The 20,230-nt window shown below is 32.4% G+C and carries 21 protein-coding genes; 12 read left to right on the forward strand and 9 right to left on the reverse strand.

Features of this window, described 5'->3' with window-relative positions; genetic code table 11:
* Positions 1–4: 4 nt before the first annotated feature.
* Together LG295_RS01935 and LG295_RS01940 are read left to right on the forward strand one after the other, a co-directional pair.
* Complete coding sequence (locus LG295_RS01935; RefSeq protein WP_107557997.1) at positions 5–916, forward strand: ABC transporter substrate-binding protein; 912 nt, start codon at positions 5–7, stop codon at positions 914–916.
* Positions 917–1,282: 366 nt separating this feature from the next.
* Positions 1,283–1,699 (forward strand): MarR family winged helix-turn-helix transcriptional regulator, encoded by a 417-nt coding sequence (locus LG295_RS01940; RefSeq protein WP_107529635.1) that lies wholly within the window; start codon positions 1,283–1,285, stop codon positions 1,697–1,699.
* Between the two features lie 62 nt (positions 1,700–1,761).
* Here LG295_RS01940 and LG295_RS01945 read toward each other — a convergent pair whose 3' ends face one another.
* Together LG295_RS01945 and LG295_RS01950 are read right to left on the reverse strand one after the other, a co-directional pair.
* Positions 1,762–3,192, reverse strand: coding sequence for an APC family permease (locus LG295_RS01945; protein WP_107557996.1), 1,431 nt, complete (start codon positions 3,190–3,192; stop codon positions 1,762–1,764).
* Positions 3,193–3,603: 411 nt separating this feature from the next.
* On the reverse strand, positions 3,604–4,431 hold the full coding sequence (locus LG295_RS01950; RefSeq protein ID WP_107529637.1) for an N-acyl homoserine lactonase family protein: 828 nt from the start codon (positions 4,429–4,431) through the stop codon (positions 3,604–3,606).
* A 352-nt stretch (positions 4,432–4,783) separates the two neighbouring features.
* On the opposite strand from LG295_RS01950, the gene LG295_RS01955 reads away from it, so the two are divergent.
* Both LG295_RS01955 and LG295_RS01960 read left to right on the forward strand, forming a co-directional pair.
* Complete coding sequence (locus LG295_RS01955; RefSeq protein ID WP_107557995.1) at positions 4,784–5,164, forward strand: VOC family protein; 381 nt, start codon at positions 4,784–4,786, stop codon at positions 5,162–5,164.
* 58 nt (positions 5,165–5,222) lie between these two features.
* Positions 5,223–6,032, forward strand: a complete 810-nt coding sequence (locus LG295_RS01960) for a Cof-type HAD-IIB family hydrolase (protein ID WP_107529639.1) — start codon at positions 5,223–5,225, stop codon at positions 6,030–6,032.
* 61 nt (positions 6,033–6,093) lie between these two features.
* On the opposite strand, the gene LG295_RS01965 is transcribed toward LG295_RS01960, so the two are convergent.
* Together LG295_RS01965 and LG295_RS01970 are read right to left on the reverse strand one after the other, a co-directional pair.
* The gene (locus LG295_RS01965) at positions 6,094–6,516 is read right to left on the reverse strand and encodes a universal stress protein (RefSeq protein WP_107557994.1); all 423 of its coding nucleotides are present in this window, start codon (positions 6,514–6,516) and stop codon (positions 6,094–6,096) included.
* Between the two features lie 94 nt (positions 6,517–6,610).
* Entirely contained in the window at positions 6,611–7,675 is a 1,065-nt protein-coding gene (locus LG295_RS01970; RefSeq protein ID WP_107554618.1) for a quinone-dependent dihydroorotate dehydrogenase, read from the reverse strand.
* Between the two features lie 259 nt (positions 7,676–7,934).
* On the opposite strand from LG295_RS01970, the gene LG295_RS01975 reads away from it, so the two are divergent.
* Positions 7,935–8,789 carry a fructosamine kinase family protein gene (locus LG295_RS01975; protein WP_318832591.1) on the forward strand — a complete coding sequence of 285 codons (855 nt, stop codon included), beginning with the start codon at positions 7,935–7,937 and terminating at the stop codon, positions 8,787–8,789.
* Positions 8,790–8,859: 70 nt separating this feature from the next.
* Here the strand turns inward: LG295_RS01975 and LG295_RS01980 are convergent, their stop codons facing one another.
* Positions 8,860–9,093: a DUF896 domain-containing protein gene (locus LG295_RS01980; RefSeq protein WP_029378159.1), complete on the reverse strand. Its 234-nt coding sequence runs from the start codon at positions 9,091–9,093 to the stop codon at positions 8,860–8,862.
* Positions 9,071–10,048 (reverse strand): LLM class oxidoreductase, encoded by a 978-nt coding sequence (locus LG295_RS01985; protein ID WP_318832592.1) that lies wholly within the window; start codon positions 10,046–10,048, stop codon positions 9,071–9,073. Before LG295_RS01985 ends, LG295_RS01980 begins: the two co-directional genes overlap by 23 nt.
* Positions 10,049–10,350: 302 nt before the next feature.
* On the opposite strand from LG295_RS01985, the gene LG295_RS01990 reads away from it, so the two are divergent.
* Complete coding sequence (locus LG295_RS01990; RefSeq protein WP_107529644.1) at positions 10,351–11,142, forward strand: serine protease; 792 nt, start codon at positions 10,351–10,353, stop codon at positions 11,140–11,142.
* A gap of 131 nt (positions 11,143–11,273) precedes the next feature.
* On the opposite strand, the gene LG295_RS01995 is transcribed toward LG295_RS01990, so the two are convergent.
* Positions 11,274–11,837, reverse strand: coding sequence for a TetR/AcrR family transcriptional regulator (locus LG295_RS01995; RefSeq protein ID WP_107529645.1), 564 nt, complete (start codon positions 11,835–11,837; stop codon positions 11,274–11,276).
* A gap of 180 nt (positions 11,838–12,017) precedes the next feature.
* Positions 12,018–12,989 (reverse strand): multidrug resistance efflux transporter family protein, encoded by a 972-nt coding sequence (locus LG295_RS02000; RefSeq protein WP_107529646.1) that lies wholly within the window; start codon positions 12,987–12,989, stop codon positions 12,018–12,020.
* Between the two features lie 355 nt (positions 12,990–13,344).
* Here LG295_RS02000 and LG295_RS02005 point away from each other — a divergent pair, with 355 nt between their 5' ends.
* The 3 genes from LG295_RS02005 (at position 13,345) to LG295_RS02015 (ending at position 16,551) form a co-directional block, all read left to right on the forward strand.
* A complete protein-coding gene (locus LG295_RS02005; RefSeq protein ID WP_107529647.1) occupies positions 13,345–14,697 on the forward strand; it encodes an amino acid permease in 1,353 nt (450 codons plus the stop codon).
* Between the two features lie 56 nt (positions 14,698–14,753).
* Positions 14,754–15,698: a nucleoside hydrolase gene (locus LG295_RS02010; RefSeq protein WP_326000404.1), complete on the forward strand. Its 945-nt coding sequence runs from the start codon at positions 14,754–14,756 to the stop codon at positions 15,696–15,698.
* A gap of 331 nt (positions 15,699–16,029) precedes the next feature.
* Complete coding sequence (locus LG295_RS02015) at positions 16,030–16,551, forward strand: M23 family metallopeptidase (protein WP_404476828.1); 522 nt, start codon at positions 16,030–16,032, stop codon at positions 16,549–16,551.
* 103 nt (positions 16,552–16,654) lie between these two features.
* On the opposite strand, the gene LG295_RS02020 is transcribed toward LG295_RS02015, so the two are convergent.
* Positions 16,655–17,008, reverse strand: a complete 354-nt coding sequence (locus LG295_RS02020; RefSeq protein ID WP_404476249.1) for a DUF488 domain-containing protein — start codon at positions 17,006–17,008, stop codon at positions 16,655–16,657.
* Positions 17,009–17,145: 137 nt separating this feature from the next.
* Here LG295_RS02020 and LG295_RS02025 point away from each other — a divergent pair, with 137 nt between their 5' ends.
* The 3 genes from LG295_RS02025 (at position 17,146) to LG295_RS02035 (ending at position 20,196) form a co-directional block, all read left to right on the forward strand.
* Positions 17,146–17,574: a 6-carboxytetrahydropterin synthase gene (locus LG295_RS02025; RefSeq protein WP_326018268.1), complete on the forward strand. Its 429-nt coding sequence runs from the start codon at positions 17,146–17,148 to the stop codon at positions 17,572–17,574.
* A gap of 306 nt (positions 17,575–17,880) precedes the next feature.
* A complete protein-coding gene (locus tag LG295_RS02030; RefSeq protein WP_318755590.1) occupies positions 17,881–18,924 on the forward strand; it encodes a PTS sugar transporter subunit IIC in 1,044 nt (347 codons plus the stop codon).
* A 525-nt stretch (positions 18,925–19,449) separates the two neighbouring features.
* Positions 19,450–20,196 carry a transglycosylase gene (locus tag LG295_RS02035; protein WP_107558276.1) on the forward strand — a complete coding sequence of 249 codons (747 nt, stop codon included), beginning with the start codon at positions 19,450–19,452 and terminating at the stop codon, positions 20,194–20,196.
* Positions 20,197–20,230: the final 34 nt, after the last annotated feature.

Raw genomic sequence — 20,230 nt, forward strand, 5'->3', positions numbered from 1 at the left:
ACGCATGAAAAAAATATTATTACCATTGCTAGCGTTAATACTTGTGCTAGCAGCATGTGGCAATGGTTCAAATGATAAGTCGTCAAAGGGAAACAGTGAAAAGACAACATATAAACAAGACTCAGGAAAAAAAGTTGAAATACCGAAAAAACCTAAACGTATTGTAGTCTTAGGGGCTACATATGCTGGAGGATTGAAACAACTTGATGCTAATATCGTTGGCGTAGCTAATATTGTAGATGATAGTAAAGTTTTAAAAGATAAATTTAAAGATGTAGAAAAAGTAGATGCTGAAAATGTTGAAAGTGTAGCAAAACTTAAGCCGGATTTGATAATTACTTATAATACAGATAAAAACATTAAAAAATTAAATAAAGTTGCACCTACAATAGCTTTTGACTACATGAAACATGACTATAAAGAACAACATAAAGAGTTAGGTAAAATTGTAGGTAAAGAAGATAAAGCAGACGCATGGGTTAAGCAATGGGAAGCAAAAACTAAAGACGATGGAAAAGAAATTAAAGACGCTATTGGTGCAGATACTACAGTATCAATCATTAAAGACTTTGATAAAAAAATCTACGCTTTAGGAAAAACATATGGTCACGGCAGTGAAATTTTATATGATTCCTTTGGACTGAAAATGCCTGAAAAAGTAGAAAAAGCAACACAAAAAAATGATTTAGCAGATATCTCTGAAGAACAAATTCCTGAAATGACAGGTGATTACGTGGTAACGCCAGTTGCTAAAGGCAGTGATTTATCATTCGAAAATAAAGATGTTTGGAAGAACACAGATGCAGTTAAAAAAGGCCAAACGTTTAAAGTAGATGAAGGTATTTACTGGTTAAATGATCCTTACTCACTAGACTATGAACGTAAGGATTTAAAAGAAAAATTATTACAACATTAGCCGATTTATATCAGTATGCTCAAATAAAACATCAATCTATTTTATTTAATGGATTGATGTTTTTTAGTGAGAACTTTTTAGATATTATTTTTGGCCAAATAGAGATTTAATAATTGAGTGATATTAAGGCATTTTAGTTATTTTAGTAAGATTAAGCAAATTTATGTGTTAATTTAAAAGCCAGGCAAATATTTCAATATACGTTATGATGATGTAAGATATTAATAACAATTAATAAATTGAGCCTTAGGGATTTATATATGAAAGATATGTATATTGCATTGGATAACTCTAATATCAATCATTTTATGAGTAAAAGATAAACTATGATAAGTAGTTATACACATATATCTTTGGGAGGATATGATGGAAAAACAACAAAAAATCGATAATTGGGTACAATTAACCAAATACGTTCACTATATAGAAACATTAATTGAGAAAAAAATGAAGCAATCATACAATTTAAGCTTGAAAGAATTTTATGTATTATATGAAATTTATAAAGCTAAAGGGAAAAAATACAAAATTAATGATTTGATAAAAATTGTTGATTTAAGCCAAAGTGCAATGTCTAGATTGATTGTACGCATAGAAAAACCAGAGAAAGCATTAGTTGTAAGACAAGAATGTGTTGAAGACCAACGTGCTATGTATATCTATTTGACAGAAGAAGGACTTAAAATCACAGAATCGGCATTAAATACCTATGAAAAACTAATTAAAAAGGTAGACTTTTCTAATATTCGTAAGTTATCCCAAATAGACGAGGATGAAGCATAAGCCTTTTTCTAACATAAAAAAACAGGGTTCGGAACACTAATGTATCCGAGCCCTGTTTTTTATTAGGAAGATTTTCCTTTTTTAGAATGTTTTACACCATAAATGAGATAAATAATTAGTCCTATGATAAACCAGGCAAGTGTATATAATTTTGCTTCTGCACTTAGGCCCCAAAATACGATGACTACACTCACGAATGTGATAATCGGCATTACAGGATAAAAAGGCATTTTGAATGCTGGGACTGGAATGTCTTTACCTTCTCTAGGACGCAAACCAAAAATACCTATAGAAACAAACATAAATGCTACGAGTGTACCAGCAGATATTAATTGCGCCAAGAACGCAAATGGGAACATTGATCCAATAATTACAGCAATGATAGTAAGTATTATTAAAGCGCGGTTAGGTAAGTTTTTATTATTTAATTTTCCTAACCAAGAAGGCAAGAGGCCATCTCGACCAAAAGAATATAATAAACGTGAACCTGCTAACATCATACCAATGAGTGCTGTGAACATACCAATTACAGAAATTGCTTGTACTACTGCGGCTACTACACCAAATCCGCTTTGTCTTAATGCCCAACCAACAGGTTCTGCGTTACCAGCATATGCTGAGTAGGTAAACATACCAACAAGTACAAGCGAAACTGCAACAAATAATACTACAGCAATGAGTAGTGATCCTAAGATCCCTCTAGGCATTGTCTTTTGTGGATTGATTGCTTCGGCTGAATTAGCAGCAATTGAATCAAAGCCAATATATGCTAAGAAAATCATAGACACACCAGCATAGATACCTTGCCATCCTCCAAATGATCCAGTTTCAGTAACTTTATGTTCAGGAATAAATGGCACATAATTACTGAAATCAATAACTGTTAAACCTACAACAATAAATAATAATACGGCTAACACTTTAATGACGACAAGAATGTTTTCGATACGTGCAGCTGCTGATACGCCATATGCTAATAAGCAAGTTGTAAGAATAATCACGATAGCTGCGACGATATCAATGACACCACCATCGTTACCTAATGTATTAGAAAGTGATTTTGGTAATTCAAGACCTAATGGCGAAACTAAACCACGTAAGTTCGCGGAAAAACCTGATGCAACAAAGGCGACAGCAATAAAATATTCAGCAAGTAAAGCCCAACCTGCCACCCAGCCAAACACCTCACCAAATACTACATTAATCCATGAATAGGCTGAACCAGCAAATGGCATTGCAGACGACATTTCAGCATATGCAAAAGACACAAGCCCAGCCACTACTGCTGCTAATAAGAATGAAAGTGCAACTGCAGGGCCTGTGTGTTGTGCTGCAACAACGCCAGGTAGTGTGAAAATAGAAGTAGAAACTATGGTACCGACACCTAAAGCTAAAAAGTCTTTAACACGCAATGTTCTATTTAAATGAGCATCCTTCACTTGATAAACGGATGGTTCTGCTTTTTTAAAAATTTTGTTGAAAAAATCTTTCATAATAAATCTCTCCCAATGAATACTATATCGTAAAACTTTATAACTAAATTATGATAATTTATATCATAGCATAAATATCTCTAAATATTCAGAAAATTTTGTGAAAATTTATAGAATATATATGAAGCTTAGCGTATTATAGTCTGTTTCGGTGTCATTAGTTGTTTTAAGTGATTATTTACTCTTTTTGTGATGCTAGATTTTGTAATTTATACTTTTTAGATTATGTAAAAAGGGCGAGGTGAGTGATAATTTAGCCATCACTCATATATGCACGCCCTTATAAGCTTATCTCATTTATATATTAAGATTACTATATTTTAGATTATAGTTTGTTTGAGTGTAATAGTTGTAAATCAAATATTAGATTTTATTGGTTTTATAGTGAAATACGGCTTAATTAGTATTTTACTATAAAGAAATGACTTGTGGTTGAACTTCGGCATCATGATTGGCAATCGCTTTGACACAGTCTTTATCTATTGCTTGTGCTTTCACCCAATTTAATGATTTGATTGCATCATCTTTATCTACTACGAGGCCAGGCAAAATACCGTTTTTCCATGATTTTTCAGCATAACCTACGTCTGAGGCCAACAATAAATATGACGCATCATCTTTATGCGCTTTAACACGTGTAGAACATAGACCAGCGCTATGTCCTGGTGTGTGAATAAATTCGAGTGTACCATCACCAAATAAATCAAAGGATTTACCTGTAGGTCCAATGCCATTATCTTTTAAAGGATAGGTTTGAATAGCAATATTATCCCATTGGTGTGGAAGATAACGCATTTTATCGTTGTTTGCAGCGTTCCATTCCACTTCACTGACTAAGATGTTTTTTGCGTCAGCTACATGTGCTAAGCCATCAGCATGATCACAGTGTAAATGACTCAACATCACATAATCTATATCCGAAGGTTGATAGCCTAATGCTTCAATTTGTTCATGTACAGCAGTGCCTTTAGGTAAAACTGCCTTGTTTATTGGATATTGAAAAGCTAAATTTTTAATGGGCTTTGTTCGATTGATTTCATGCCAACCCGTGTCAATTAGAACAAGACCCTTTGGATGTTCTATAAGATAAACAGATACAGGTAAACGCAGTTGTTTCTTTTTAGATCTAAATAACCCGGTCCATGCTAAAGGTGGATTATATTTATAGTTGAATGGTAATGCTTCGTCTACAATCACTGAACCAGTGTGTAAGACGTGTACATTGATTGTACTAGTCATTTTATTTTACTCCTTTTAGTTAAAACAATACGGCTAATGTAAAACGAATAATCAGAGATATGTGGGATTTGATCATTCCAATGCCATAAAATAGTGATGATTATTAATAGACCTTAACTTCATCATAATTTGGTTATAACTATCTTCAGATGCTTTAAAGTGTTGAAAATAAGCAAATAAGATGTTGAAAACTGTAACTCATTTAGAGATTATGTGTCAAATAAATAATGATTTATTAACGTTATTTCATTAAAAACTTGTTGTATAAGAGTGAAGGAAGAGGCGTGAGATAGGTTCTTTATAGCACTGTAAAAGCGGAGTATGGTATGGTGATAAAAATGGGAGGAGTAAAATGAATATACAATCATCTTGGCTTAATTTACCGGTAGAAGATTTAGCAGCAAGTGAAACATTTTTTAGTGAAATAGGCTTTACAATCAAAAGAAACGAAGCAGTTTTAGATAAAATGAGAGGAATTGAAACTTTAGATAATAAAGTCATAATGCTTATTGAACGTAATCAATTTGAGAAAGTCGCCCAAGTTTCAAATATTGGAAGTCATAGTGCATTAGTTTCTATTTCTGTATCTGAACTGGAAGAGTTGGATTGCTTATTAGAACAAGTTGAAACATCAGGTGGAGAAGTTCTACAAAGTAGTACTATGCATGAAGGGTATTATGGTGGCTTATTTAGAGATATTGATGGTCACCTTTTTAATATTATTGTAATGTAATTTAAGCAAGTATATGACTATTTAATTATATTTTCGAGAACAGAAAGGAGTATCAATGATGATAAAAGCAATCGCTGTAGATAAAGATGGGACCTTTTTAAAATCGGATCACACATATGATAAGGCATATTTTGAGGAAATATTTGATGAGTTGAAGCGTCAAGATATTAAATTTATTGTGGCAAGTGGTAATCAATATGCGCAATTACAGTCATTTTTTCCGGAAAAAGACCAACATATCACGTATGTTGCTGAAAATGGTGCCGTTACTTATTATGATAATGAATTGATGACATCTTATTACTTTGATCAACAGCTCATTTATGATGTCGTAGAGACACTTACAAGAGACTTTGGCTTAGCAGATATTGTGTTGAGTGGTATTAAATCAGCTTATGTAAAACAGACATGTAGCAATGAATTTATGAATTTTATTAGTAATTATTATTATGATATTGAAAAAGTAGCGTCCTTTGAGCATATAGAGGAAGATAATTTTGTAAAAGTTGCTATGCGCATCAAAGATAAAGATTTGGTTAAAGCAGTTATGGATGCATTAGAAACTAAATTTAGAGGGGAATTACGTGCAGTAACAAGTGGTAACGACAGTGTGGATCTTATTTTACCAAATGTTAATAAAGGTGTTGCGATTGAAGACATATTAAAACAATGGGGTATTGCACATGACGAGTTATTAGCATTTGGAGATGCCAATAATGATATAGAAATGTTAGGCTTAACTACACATAGCTATGCGATGGCTAATTGTAGCCCTGAGGTAGAAGCGGTTGCCCAGCATAAAGCACCTTCAAATGATGACTCTGGTGTTCTACAAGTGATTGAACAGTATTTGAAGCAACAGCAATAAAAAAATAAAACTCAATTCTTCTAGTCATTTATGATAGAGGAATTGAGTTTTTGTATGAAGGCTAATTTACAATAAGTACAGGTATATTTACGTTACTTGCAATTTTGTGTGTCACATTACCAAGTATATTTTTAATATCTGATTTTGTACGCGTATTACTCATTACAATAATATCATAGCTGTGTTCTTTAATTTCTGACAAAATTGAGTTTTTGATGTAGCCTGTACTAAATCTAATATTTACATTTAAACCTAGATCTTCTAATTTGTTAACAAAAGGTTCGAGTAATTCGCTTTTTTCATGTGCCAAATCTTCAAAGTGTTTATTATCATACCGTACTGAAGTTTCTAACTCGCTTTCTGGTATAACGTGGAATACTGTAATTTCAGCATCATCCACGCCAGCGGTTAGATTTTGCAACTCTTCAGGTACATTGTTAAACGAATTATCAAAATCATAAGCTAATAATATATTTTTATACATAATGGCACTACCTCCTTTTGTTGTACATATACCCTATTATTTTTAAAATAAAAGAGGCAGTGCAAAAATGCGTGCAGACAAGCACTTAGAAATATTAGGCATCTAACCCAATAATTTCACTAACATGATTATAACCATTAGATTTGAGATAATGTGCGAGTTGCTTATTTAATTTTTGAGTTAATCCAGGTCCTTCAAAAACTAAAGAACTATATATTTGTACTAATGAAGCACCACTACGTAACATTTTAATTACATCAGTATCACTGAAAATACCGCCTGTACCAATAATTAAGAAATTACCATTTGTTTGTTTATAAGCATATGAAATTAATTCTAGATTACGGTTGAATAATGGTCTTCCGCTCAATCCACCTGTTTCATGACGATTGTCTGAATTTAAATGTTCACGTTGTTGCGTTGTATTGGCTAGTATAATACCGTCAAAGGTTTGTGTTATCGGTTCTAACATTTGACCGAGTCCGTCTAATGTTAAATCAGATGTAAGTTTGATGAAAATAGGTACGTTGAGATTTTGTTTTTCTTTATAAGATTGAATAGCTTCGCACAATTGGGCGAATGCATCTTTATCATGGAAACTTTGTAAGTTTTTCGTATTTGGAGAGCTGATGTTAACCGTGAAAAAGGTAACGTCATTTTTAAATGTATCGATAACTTTAATATAATCTTCATAACGCGCATCATAAGATGTTGTCTTGTTAACGCCAACATTAAGGCCAATTGGAATTTGATAATTATATTTACGTAGATTACTTAAAGCTTTGTTCATGCCTAGATTATTAAAACCCATTCTGTTAATCAGTGCATTATCTTCCACTAAGCGATACATTCGTGGTTTGGGATTACCAGGTTGTGGTTTAGGTGTGATACCCCCTAATTCAAGTGCACCAAAACCAGCGTTTTCTAAGGCTTTAGGTACTTCACAAGATTTATCAAAACCTGCTGCTAATCCAATTGGATTATTGAATTGGATACCTTTGATATTTTGGTATAAGCTTTCATTTTCATAGTGAAATAATTGGTTAATAACAGGTAAAAGTTTTGGATATTTTTGGACGAATTTGAGTGCGTTAATTGTCATCCCGTGCGCTTTTTCAGGATCTATTTGGAATAAAATAGGTTTGATGAGTTTGTACATATCATGATCGCTCCATTTATCAAATTATTTGTAATAAAATTATGTATTGTGATGAGTGCCTAGTCAATTTTAAAAAGTAAAATTGAAAAAGATGTCTTTAATAGACTAGCATTTTACGTAATATATGCCTAGAGCAAATAAAAGAATTATTAAAACTTTCACATACAATTTATTTGAATCTGTGAGTGATTACATAAGTTAAAAAGGGCAATAATAATGATGTATTTATTTTTAAATATAATAATTGGAGGTATAACTCATGAAACAGTCATGGCAAACACAACTGCCTTTAAATAATATAAAGTCTATTTCACCTGTTAGTGGTGGAGATGTAAATGAAGCATTTAAAATTGAGACAGTTGAGAGAACCTATTTTTTATTAGTTCAACGAAACCGAAACGCATCTTTTTTTGCGGCAGAAATTTCAGGTTTAAAACTTTTTGAAGAGGCGGAAGTTACTGCACCACGAGTAATAGGAAGTGGTGAAATTGAGGGCGACGCTTATTTATTATTAACTTATTTAGATGAAGGTCGTACAGGAAGTCAAGAAGCATTAGCGGAATTAGTAGCCCAAATGCATAGTAAACAACAAGTAAATGGCAAGTTTGGTTTTGATTTACCTTATGAAGGTGGAGATATAACATTTGATAATAGTTGGACAGATAATTGGATAACATTATTTGTGAATCGACGCTTAGATCATCTGAAAGATACCTTAGTAGAGCAAGGAGCTTGGAGCGACGACGATGTTTCGCAATATGAATCTGTACGTTCAGTAATAGTAGATACATTAAAACAACATCCAAGTAAACCCTCTTTATTGCACGGTGATTTATGGGGTGGAAATTATATGTTCCTGAAAGATGGTTCACCAGCGTTATTTGACCCAGCGCCATTATATGGTGACAGAGAATTCGATTTAGGTATTACTACTGTCTTTGGTGGTTTTACAGAGGCATTTTACAATGAATATGACAAACATTATCCAATAAATGAAGATGTAGAAAAGCGTCTCGAATTCTATAGATTATATTTATTGATGGTCCATTTAGTTAAATTTGGTGGTATGTATGCGGAAAGCGTTAAACGCTCTATGAAACAAATCTTGTCATAATAAAATATAAAAAAGGAGAGATACAGCAATCTATCTTAAACTAGATTGCTGTATCGCTCTTTTTTGCGTTTTAATTAAGGTCTAATGTTCCCATTTCTTCACGTAATTTATAAACTTTATCAGGTGTTACGTCTTCACCTAATGGGTCTACTACTTTCATTGTTGAAAATGTATTAATAACTTGTCCACGAATCATTTGTAAATATTCTTGTCTTAATGTGTGTTGTTCTTGTTTTTCTTCAACACTCAATACTTCTACTTTTTCTTTATTTGCAAGTTCATTAATTCTGTCTAATAATGTCATTTTTATGTTCCTCCTGTAATAAGTGTGGCGGGAAATGTGGTATCACATAATCGCCAATTTCTGTTAATAATGATTTATATGATCTGTTCTTTGATTTTAAATGTAACATAATATGATTTGTGCCGATTTTCTCATAGGCTTTTAGAATTTTTATTAAAGTATTTCTACCTAACCGATAACCACCTTTTATAGGTTTCACTAATTCGTTCGCTTGTTTTGATAAATCTACAACAAGCGGATGCATAAATGGCTTGAAAGTGTCATTGTTATGCCAATCTTGAAGTAGCGCTTTCTGTTGTTGAAATGGTTGTGGGTAAAACATTAAGCCGTCCATATTGGACTTTAACCAAGACATTTGTTGTTTTGAATAGCCTGTGGCGAACATTGGGATATGCTTGTGCTTTGGCAACATTTGTAGCCCTGAGTCTTCGTATAATTCAAATATTGAGTTTGATATATCTGGTGAATGTTCTTGCCATAACGCATTTATAGCTGAAATAGTATCTTGAAATGTTTCGGTTAACTGTTCTTCTTTTATCTTAAATGTAGGAAATTCAAATTTACGGTCTCCTGTCGCCATACCTAACAAAAGGCGCTCATTTGAAATGAAGTCAAGAGAAGTAGCTGCCTTAGCTATATGAATTGGATGACGTAATGTAGCAACAATGCTAGAGGTTCCGAGAGCGATTTTAGATGTTTTGGCACTGAGATAAGATAAAAATACAAACGGATCGTAGTTTGTCGTTACATTTCCTAGATGTGGACTATAAAGCGGACTGTCACGCACAAATAGGCTTGTAAATCCGAGTTCTTCAGCATGTTGAGCTAACTCAATTTGATTTTCAAATGATAATTTATGGTCTTCTGAATTGTCGAAAGGAAATGCTAACCCTAAGGTCAGGTGATCCTTTTGAAAAGTACGTTGGAATCCATAATGGTGTTGGATTGTTGTCACGTCTATCCCTCCTAACTTTTAATTTACAACACAAATCGTCTAACTAACACATGTTGTATAGATGTATTGTATAACGTGCTTCTAATTAAAGCAAACAACATGTTTATGCATATATCGTGTAAACAACAAATAATCTTAAATGTTGGTTAGATAAGTAAAACCTTTATTTAATGAATATAAATTATTCCATGTATAATGAAATGTTTTTTCATAAAGAAATTTAAAATATAATATAATTTGATTATTTTTAGCAAATTCTTTAAATTGAAGAAGAGATTTATATTTTATTGGAGGGTTAATTTATGTTGAAAAGAATATTAATTAATAGTATCTCATGTGCTTTTATCGCTATATTGTCATTAGCCATGTTTAATAGTGATAGTAAGGTTGATGCTCAGAGTACTAATACTACAGCACAGGATACTGAAGCGACGCAAAATACAGCAGATCGTCCTGCTGAAAACAAAGCAATGCCAAGAGTAATATTACCCAACGAAGATAGAACACAAATTGAAAATACAAACAGTGGACATTATCAATCTATTGGTTATATCAATATTGGAAACAATATCGCGACAGGTGTTGTAATAGATAAGAATACGGTGTTAACGAATAAGCATGTTGCAGACCTTTCGGATGGCAACATGACCTTTGCACCAGCTGCCAAAGATGCTGATACATTTCCAAATGGTACTTTTACTGAAAAAGAAATAAAAGCATACCCTGGTGAGGAAGATTTAGTGGTTGTTCATTTTAATGAAAATAAAAACGGTCAATCAGTAGGTGATGTTGTTCAACCAGCAACGTTACAAGATGCTTCAAATGTTAATGAAGGTGAACCTATAACGGTTACTGGGTATCCTGGAGATAAGTCATTAGCGACAATGTGGGAAAGTAAAGGAGAAATTTTAGCTAATAATAGTAATATACTTACATATGATGCGAGTACTTATGGTGGTAATTCTGGTTCACCACTCTTTAATGAAAATAATGAAGTTATTGGATTGCATCAAGGCGGTATTGAGGGTGAAAGTAATAGCGCAGTGGCGATAACAGGTAAAGTGTTAGATTTTATAAATGAAAATAGAGAATAAAGAATTAAAAAAATATACATTTGATATGTTTGAAAATGTAAAGTGATATTTAAATTACAGTATAAAATATAAAGCGGAGCTATAAAATCAATAATACGATTTGATTTTATAGCTCCGCTCTTTAAATATATTTAATTAGTATTTTGATTCATTAAGAAAGGAAGTGCTTGTTTGATATAGGTTTGTGCTGGTAATTGACTTGTATGGAACCAATGCTTAGCTGTTCCATAAAGCCCCCAAGACAAGAATCTTGCAGTTGTAGCAAGCGTTTCACGATTTTCGTTAACGTGCTGTTGTACTAGCAATGTTAGAAAGATATCCTCTAATTCTTCTTTCACCCTTTTTTCTACAACTTGACCATAAGCTTCACTATTTAATTTGCATTCGTTATGCGTCTCTTGAATATAGCTTGTGATAGTTATAAAACTTTTACAAAGCGTTTCTTCATTAAGTTCCGTTGACACATTTAATGAATCATTTAAGTTTTTAAGTAAAGTTTCCGACAATGTATAATCCATGATGTCATATTTATCATAAAAATGAGCATAGAACGTTGCACGATTAACAGTTGCACGGTCTGTAATGTCTTTCACTGTTATGGATTGAAGTTTCTTTTCTTTTGCTATAGCTCGGAAGGCATCCATCAATAATTTTTTAGTTCTGGTAATTCTTGGGTCAACATGAGTTGTCGGCATTGACCTTGAACCTCCTTTAATTTAAATCACTAGCAATGCTATTTGATATAAATTATCTTGCTTTCAAATAAGAATGTCAATGTGACTGTTTGGCTCAAGTTGTAGACATAGTTTTCATTGTATTTTAAAAGTCCTTTTTGAAGTGTAACAAAATAGTATACACGGATATGATTTGAAAAATTAGTTGAATTTTTGAATCTCACTATTGTTTTCTCTAATTTTGGCATTCATAAAGCTATAAACAAAAATACCTAATGTGATAATAATGATACCAATAATACTAATAGAATCTGGTAAAGGTAACCCCAAAAATAACATTTCACCAATGAGTGTAAAGATTATTTCAGTGGCTTGGGTTGCTTCAACAGCAGCTAATTTAGCTTGGTTGTTTTTTACTAAATTCGTCGCATAGAAGAAGAGTGTAGTCGCAATAATACCAGAAAATACAGCGACTAAAAATGTTTGTAATACTTGATTAGAAGCGGGGAAGCCACTGTTGAAAACACCGATTACAAAGATAATAATCCAGATGGGTAACGTCACTAAAGTCATACCATAAATACGTTCAATTGTTGTTAATTCATTGTCTACAAGTTCCATCATTTTACGATTACCCAACGGATAACTGAAAGCTCCAATGATAAGTGGAACAACAGAGAGAATAAAGGTTTTCATTTCTATGGACGTAATTTGAGGTATTTGAACTAACACAACACCAAATACCATAACGCTAGAAGTACTAACAGAGCGCCAAGAAATACGTTCCCTAACTTTAACTAATTGTTTATCAAACTGAACATATTCATAAAATAAAGGCGCAAGTAATAAACCACAAATAATTGTTAATTGCCATGTTGCTGATATTAACCAACCTGGACTATAATTGGAGACGAATGTAATTGGAATATAGAAAAAGACGAAACCAAGCGTACTCCAAAGTAACCATTGTAGAAAGTACTTTTTAATATGTTCAAGTATGTATCCGTGTCTTTTTTTAATATAAACAAAAATAAAAAGAAATGGGAACATAAATATAAAACGTAATGAAGCACTGAATAACCAATTACCACCACTACTTGCCATAGAATGATTGAGTATAAATGTGATTGAAAAAAATAACGCTCCGAGAATACCTATAAAAATCGCGCGCATCAAATCCCCCCTTAGATATATAAGTTAATATTTTTAATTTAACAGTTTTTTTAATATAAGCAAGAGTAGAATATTTGTGAATATAATATAAGTGTTGTGCATAAAACTTTTTTAAAAAATAATTTAAGTTGAAATATGAATGTAGTTGATTTATGATTGTAGTATTATGTAAGCGCATACATAAAGCGGTTTGGCTTTTTTATTATTGAGTTAATGGTAAATATAATAGGAGAAATTATTTGCTAAAAGCATGTTAATACACTGTTAATGAAAATTTGGTGCAACGTTCTTGTCTAAGTAAAAAAGTAGTAAAATAGAAATGTGCGCATATTTCAAGATTAAGGGGTTAGGAACTATGGCAGACAGATTAAAGAGAGAGTTAAGTAATAGACATATACAATTAATTGCTATTGGTGGTGCAATCGGTACAGGCTTATTCTTAGGAGCTGGGCAATCTATTAGTTTAGCAGGGCCATCCATTTTACTAACATATATTATTGTAGGATTTGCATTATTTATGTTTATGAGGGCTATGGGAGAAATGTTACTTTCAGATACAAAATTCAATTCGTTTGCGGATATAACAAATGAATATGTTGGACCGCTCGCTGGTTTTATTACTGGTTGGACTTACTGGTTAACATGGATTATTTCCGGTATGGCAGAAGTTACAGCTGTAGCAAAATATGTATCATTTTGGTATCCAGAAATTCCAAATTGGTTATCGGCGTTAGCCTGTATCTTATTGTTAATGTCATTCAATTTACTGAGTACGAGATTGTTTGGAGAATTAGAATTTTGGTTTGCCATTATTAAAGTTGTTACTATCATCGCATTGATTATTATAGGTATTGTCATGATTGTAATGGCTTATCAAACACCATTTGGACATGCAAGTGTTTCTAATATATACAATAATGGAGGGGTTTTTCCCAATGGTATGTCTGGATTTTTAATGTCATTCCAGATGGCGATTTTTTCTTTCCTTGGTATTGAAATGATTGGGATTACAGCAGGAGAAACTAAAAATCCTCATAAAACGATTCCACAAGCTATTAATAATGTACCATTTAGGATTCTAATATTTTATATAGGTGCTCTAGCAGTTATTATTTCTATTATACCTTGGAATCAATTAGATCCAGATAGCAGTCCATTTGTTAAAGTATTTGCGCTAGTTGGTATCCCATTTGCTGCAGGAATTATTAATTTTGTTGTATTAACTGCAGCTGCATCTGCTTGTAATAGTGGTATATTTGCAAATAGTAGAACATTATTCGGATTAGCAAATAGAAAACAAGCGCCACCTAAGTTCCAAGTAACGAATCGTAGAGGTGTACCTATTACAGCAATATTAGTAACATGTACATTACTACTCTTTGCAGTATTACTAAACTATTTTATACCTAATGCGACAACTGTATTCGTTTATATCAGTACGGTTTCTACAGTATTAAACATATTTATATGGACATTGATTATGGTTGCGTATTATAGATACACACGTGCTCGACCGGATTTACATAAGGAAAGTAAATTTAAAATGCCTGGTGGTAAAGTAATGGCGTTATGTATTATCATATTTTTTACTTTTATTTTTTGTGTATTATTTGTAAATCCAGAAACACGAATAGGTGTTATCTTTGCGCCATTGTGGTTAATTGTACTTGCAATTATGTATAGACAGTACAAAAAACATGCAGTCTAATAACTTTTAACTTTGAAATATACACGTCATGTATTTTTATGATAGGAGTGAAGAATATGAGTAAAAAAATTATTATGGATTGTGATCCAGGACATGATGACGCGATTGCGTTAATATTAGCAGGAGCTAAAAATAGTACGTTAGATATATTAGCTGTAACAACAGTGGCTGGTAACCAATCAGTTGAAAAAAATACCAAAAATGCTTTGAATGTATTGGAAGTAATGGGAAGAGGAGATATTAGTGTATCTGTCGGTGCTACAAGACCATTGATTAAACCAGCTTCATTTGCATCAGAAATACATGGTAATAGTGGATTAGACGGTCCGAAATTACCAGAAGTACCTTCGTTAAAACCAACGCAAAGTCACGCCGCTGATGTAATAATTGAAACACTAAAACATAGTGAGGCACCTGTAACACTAGTGGCTACAGGCCCCTTGACGAATATTGCAACAGCTTTAATTAAAGAGCCGAGTATTACACAATATATAGATTCTATCACGATTATGGGTGGGGGGACTTTCGGAAATTGGACACCTACTGCGGAATTTAATATTTGGGTTGATGCTGAAGCGGCAAAACGTGTATTTGATTGTGGCGTTCCTATCAACGTGTTTGGCTTAGATGTAACACATCAAGTACTGGCAAACGACGCCATTATCAACAGATTTAAAGCAATAGATAATCAAATTACAAAATTTGTGGTAGAACTTTTAGAATTCTTTAAATCTACATACAAAACACACTTTAATATGGATGGTGGCCCTATACATGATGCTTGTACAATTTTGTATTTGTTGGAGCCCGATTTATTTACAATGCAACAAACACATATTGATATCGAACATCAAAGTGCGCTTACCTATGGAACGATGGCTGTCGATTTAAATAACGTTACAAATAATGAAAAAAATGCTTATTTTGCGACTGCTGTAGATGTTGAACGCGTATGGATATTAATGGAGGACATACTTAAAAGTTATAGTGATGACCAATAACTTAACTTTTAAGTATAGATATAAATACTAAAGACTTAAATGGGGATTGTATGTACAGCATTTGGTCGCGGTACAATACCATGTGAAATAATAATTACGTAGCTTTGAGTTATATGTGGAAGTGGAAATAAGAAATTGCACTTCCCTGCCTAAATTTTTATGTCAAACTAAAGTATGAGGTGCTTTTTAAGCGGATTATTAGTTTTTTGGAACTATAAAAAGTATACTTATGAACTAATAATAACTATATTAAAAGGTGATTCATTTAGTGAAAAATACGTTAAAAACAATTGTGCTATTAATCATTATAATCGTTCCATTTATTTTCTTGATGACGAATATGGATTATATACAAAAAAGTATAAATGAAAATTTTTCAGAAAACAGTAACCAAAATTATACAAATGAGCAATCGACATCTTATACAGATTTTTTTGATCGGAGCAGAGAAACAGAAAATTTTGGTAAATATGAGTTTAGCGGTTTTGATGGGAAACATTATGGGATAGATTATGATTTGCCTGAAGATACACCGGTTAAAGCCGCAACAGATGGCAAGGTTACTCGCACATTTGAGAATGACTTAGGTGGCAAAGTAGTGCAAATAGCTGAAACGAACGGACAGTATCACCAATGGTATATGCATTTAAATCAATTTAAAGTTAAAGTAGGAGACAATGTACAAGCGGGAGATGTAATTGCACTTTCTGGTAATACGGGAGAACAAACGACCGGGTCTCACCTTCATTTTCAGAGAATGAATGGTGGTATCGGTAATGACTCTGCAGAAGATCCTAAAGATTTTGTTGGAAAATTACCAGATGGTGAGAAAAGCCTATATGAACTAAAATAACTAGAGTGTATATGATAACATCATTATAAAAAACTACCGTTTATCCTAAAGTGCTAATAGGATAAGCGGTAGTTTTACGTTTGTTTATGTTAATTATAGTTGTTTACTGTAATAATGCTTGAAGTACAACAGCTTGGTTATGTTTTTGATCTTTAGCAGCAAATAATAAAATGGTATCCTTATCAGTCTCAGAAACTTTATTCTGCAATGCTTCAAATGCTTGTTTTTGGTTAATATTTTCGCGAAGTTCTTTCTCGTACTTTTCTTTAAAAGCAGCATATAACTTGGGATCATGGTTAAACCATTTTCTTAATTCAGAAGTTGGCGCAACTTCTTTTATCCAATGATCTAAATTCGCATCGTCCTTAGCTATACCTCTTGGCCATACGCGATCTACGAGTATTCGTAAACCTTCTTGCTGTTTGTCTTCATAAATTCTTTGAATGTATATCGCCATGTAAAAAATCTCCTCCAATGTTTACCTAATTAGTTTTATCTTTACCTTTAAAGATTGAATAAAAAACATTGATGAATCAGTATGTACTTGTTATATAAAAGGGTATATTAATAAAAATGACGATGGGAGTGAGCGTAATGACTAAATTTGATCATATTCAACCACCTGGGCAGTTTAAATATCGTAATGGCCAAGTTTTGATAAAGAATTATTATGAATTCACTTGTGATAATCGAATTTATTTTACAAATACTGTGCATAAAGACCTAGAAAATCAACCATATCAATTTAATATTGAAATTTTATCAGATATAGATGAATATGGATTGGCATTAGATTTCAATGAAGTAGATAAATTATACCAAAAAGAAATTGAACCGTATTTAGATGGTCAGTTGGTAAATGACACATTACCTGAAATGAATACAACTGCTGAAAATATTGCTATATGGATATGGGAACAATTTGAAAAAAGATTGCCTAAGGAGAGCCAATTAAAAAAATTGGAATTTTTTGAAACGGCATCTCAAGGGCTTGTACTAACAGCAAATTTAATGAAACAGTAAAATTGAAAATTTGTGTTATTAACGTTTCCTTGAACTGATAACATTAGAATAAATATAGCGTTATGCTAAAACAATCCTGTATATTATAAAAACGTGTTAATTATATATTGAAGTAGGTAGCCGAAATCGGATTTAATATTGAGATTTCGGTTATCTACTTTTTTATGTTGTAATATTTTGATTGTGGCTATTCAATTTTAGTTGTTAATTTAATATAAAAATATTTGAGAAAAATACAGGAACAATATTCTGAAAATTAAGAAAATATGATATATTAGTATTTATTTCAGCTTAGGAGGAACTTCTATGATTAAAGTAAGTCCCAAACAATTTTTATATAATGTACTATCTGGTGTAGCGATTGCCATAGTAGCAGGGTTAATACCTAATGCTATTTTAGGAGAACTATTCAAACTTTTCGCGCCTAAGTACCAGATTTTTCAAACATTGTTACAAATAGTAGAAAGTATTCAATTTACTGTACCGTTATTAGTTGGTGCACTTATAGCAATGCGATTCAGTTTATCACCTTTAGCAACGGCTGTTGTGGCGAGTTCTGCTTTTGTAGGCAGTGGCGCAGCGCAATTTAAAGATGGTGCTTGGATGCTTGTAGGTGTTGGAGATCTTATTAACACAATGATCACTGCAGCAATTGCTGTTTTTTTAATATTAGTCGTTGGAGAAAGATTTGGTAGTTTAACGTTAATTATTTTGCCGACTATTGTCGGTGTGATAGCCAGCTTTATTGGCGTGCTTATATTACCATATGTCCAAATGATTACAACTGGTATTGGTAATTTAGTTAATACATTTACAGAATTGCAACCAGTATTGATGTCTATGCTTATTGCATTAGTATTTAGTTTTATAATTATTTCACCTATATCAACTGTAGCAACTGCTTTAGCTATAGGTATTAGCGGTTTAGCGGCTGGTTCTGCTTCACTTGGAATTGTGGCATGTGAAGGTGCATTAGTTGCAGGCACGTTAAAAGTAAATAGAGCAGGTGTACCTCTGACAATCTTTTTAGGGGGTGTGAAAATGATGATACCTAATATGGTAAGACATCCTATTATTTTACTACCAATTTTCTCAAATGCACTAATCACTGGTTTTGTTGGTGCACTCATAGGAATTGGTGGAACAAAAGAATCAGCAGGTTTTGGAATTATTGGGCTTGTTGGGCCAATAAGTGCGTTTAGATTTATGGAACATTCAATATTATTAAACTTAATATATGTATTTATTGCGTTTTTTGTAGTTCCATTTGTAATGGGGTATTTGATCAATACATTTTATATGAAAACATTGAAATTATATGATAGAGAAATTTTCAAATTCTTAGCGTAAAATGATATATAATGTTTAAAATGTATAGTTATTTTTGTAATATAATGTAATGTTTTGAATGTTGAATAAAATAATAAAGTATATTAAAAGGCCACAAAACAGTGGTCTTTTTTGATTTTAGACAAAAAAAATTGCAAGTTTTACTCCAAAATATAATTTTTTTGTTCATTTATTATTTTACAGTTGTGTAACAAAAAGATTTGCTGTAATAATTCAGACTATGTGAGCGTGTTCGATGATAAACGTATAAAGATTAATATAACAGTACTATGCACAATATATTTTGAAAACAACGAAAGAATTATGCATTACAAAACAAAACAGTAGTATTTCAATGTTACAAAGTATCTTTTCTTTTGTAACGTTTTGTTATGAAAGTGTAATATAAATAGGCGAAATATGTGTTATATTATTTGTGGCGAAAAAATAAAACATAAAAATTAATCGATTTCAGCACATACGATAAATAATTTAACGAAAATATAATTTTACTTAAAAAGATTTTAATTGGAGGATTTTTTAATTATGAAGAAAACAGTTTTAGCATCATCATTAGCAGTAGCATTAGGTGTAACAGGATATGCAACAACAGCAGACCACAATCAAGCTCACGCTTCAGAAGAAAATATCGACAAAGCGCATTTAGCTGATTTAGCTCAAAACAATCCTGAAAAATTAAACCAAAAACCATTACACGCTGGCGCGTATAACTATAACTTCGTTTTAGGTGGAAATGAATATACATTCACTTCAAATGGTCAATCTTGGTCATGGAATTACACAGCTACAGGTGCTCAAAGTGCAACTTCTAACACAGTACAAGATGTAACTACTCAAGCAACTACAAATACTAACGAAACTTCAGCTAGTGAAGTAAGTGCTCAAAAACAATCAAGCAATACTCCAGTAGCAGCAGTTGAAGCGCCTAAAGCTTCTTCAAACACAAGTGTTCAAACTGCTCAAACAAGTACTGCAACTAAAACTTACAAAGCTGCTCAAACATCAGCTGCATCAACTGGTGGATCAGTTAAAGCTCAATTCATAGCTGCAGGTGGGACAGAAGCTATGTGGAATTCAATTGTAATGCCTGAATCAAGTGGTAACCCAAATGCTGTTAACCCAGCTGGTTACAGAGGTTTAGGTCAAACTAAAGAATCATGGGGAACTGGTTCAGTAGCAAGCCAAACTAAAGGTATGATTAATTACGGTAAAAGCCGTTACGGTTCAATGGAAGCAGCTATGGCTTTCCGTGCTTCTAATGGATGGTGGTAGGATCTAAATAACTAAATAGAAATATTTAGTTATC

This window comes from Staphylococcus pseudoxylosus (assembly GCF_044794325.1).
GTDB lineage: Bacteria > Bacillota > Bacilli > Staphylococcales > Staphylococcaceae > Staphylococcus > Staphylococcus pseudoxylosus.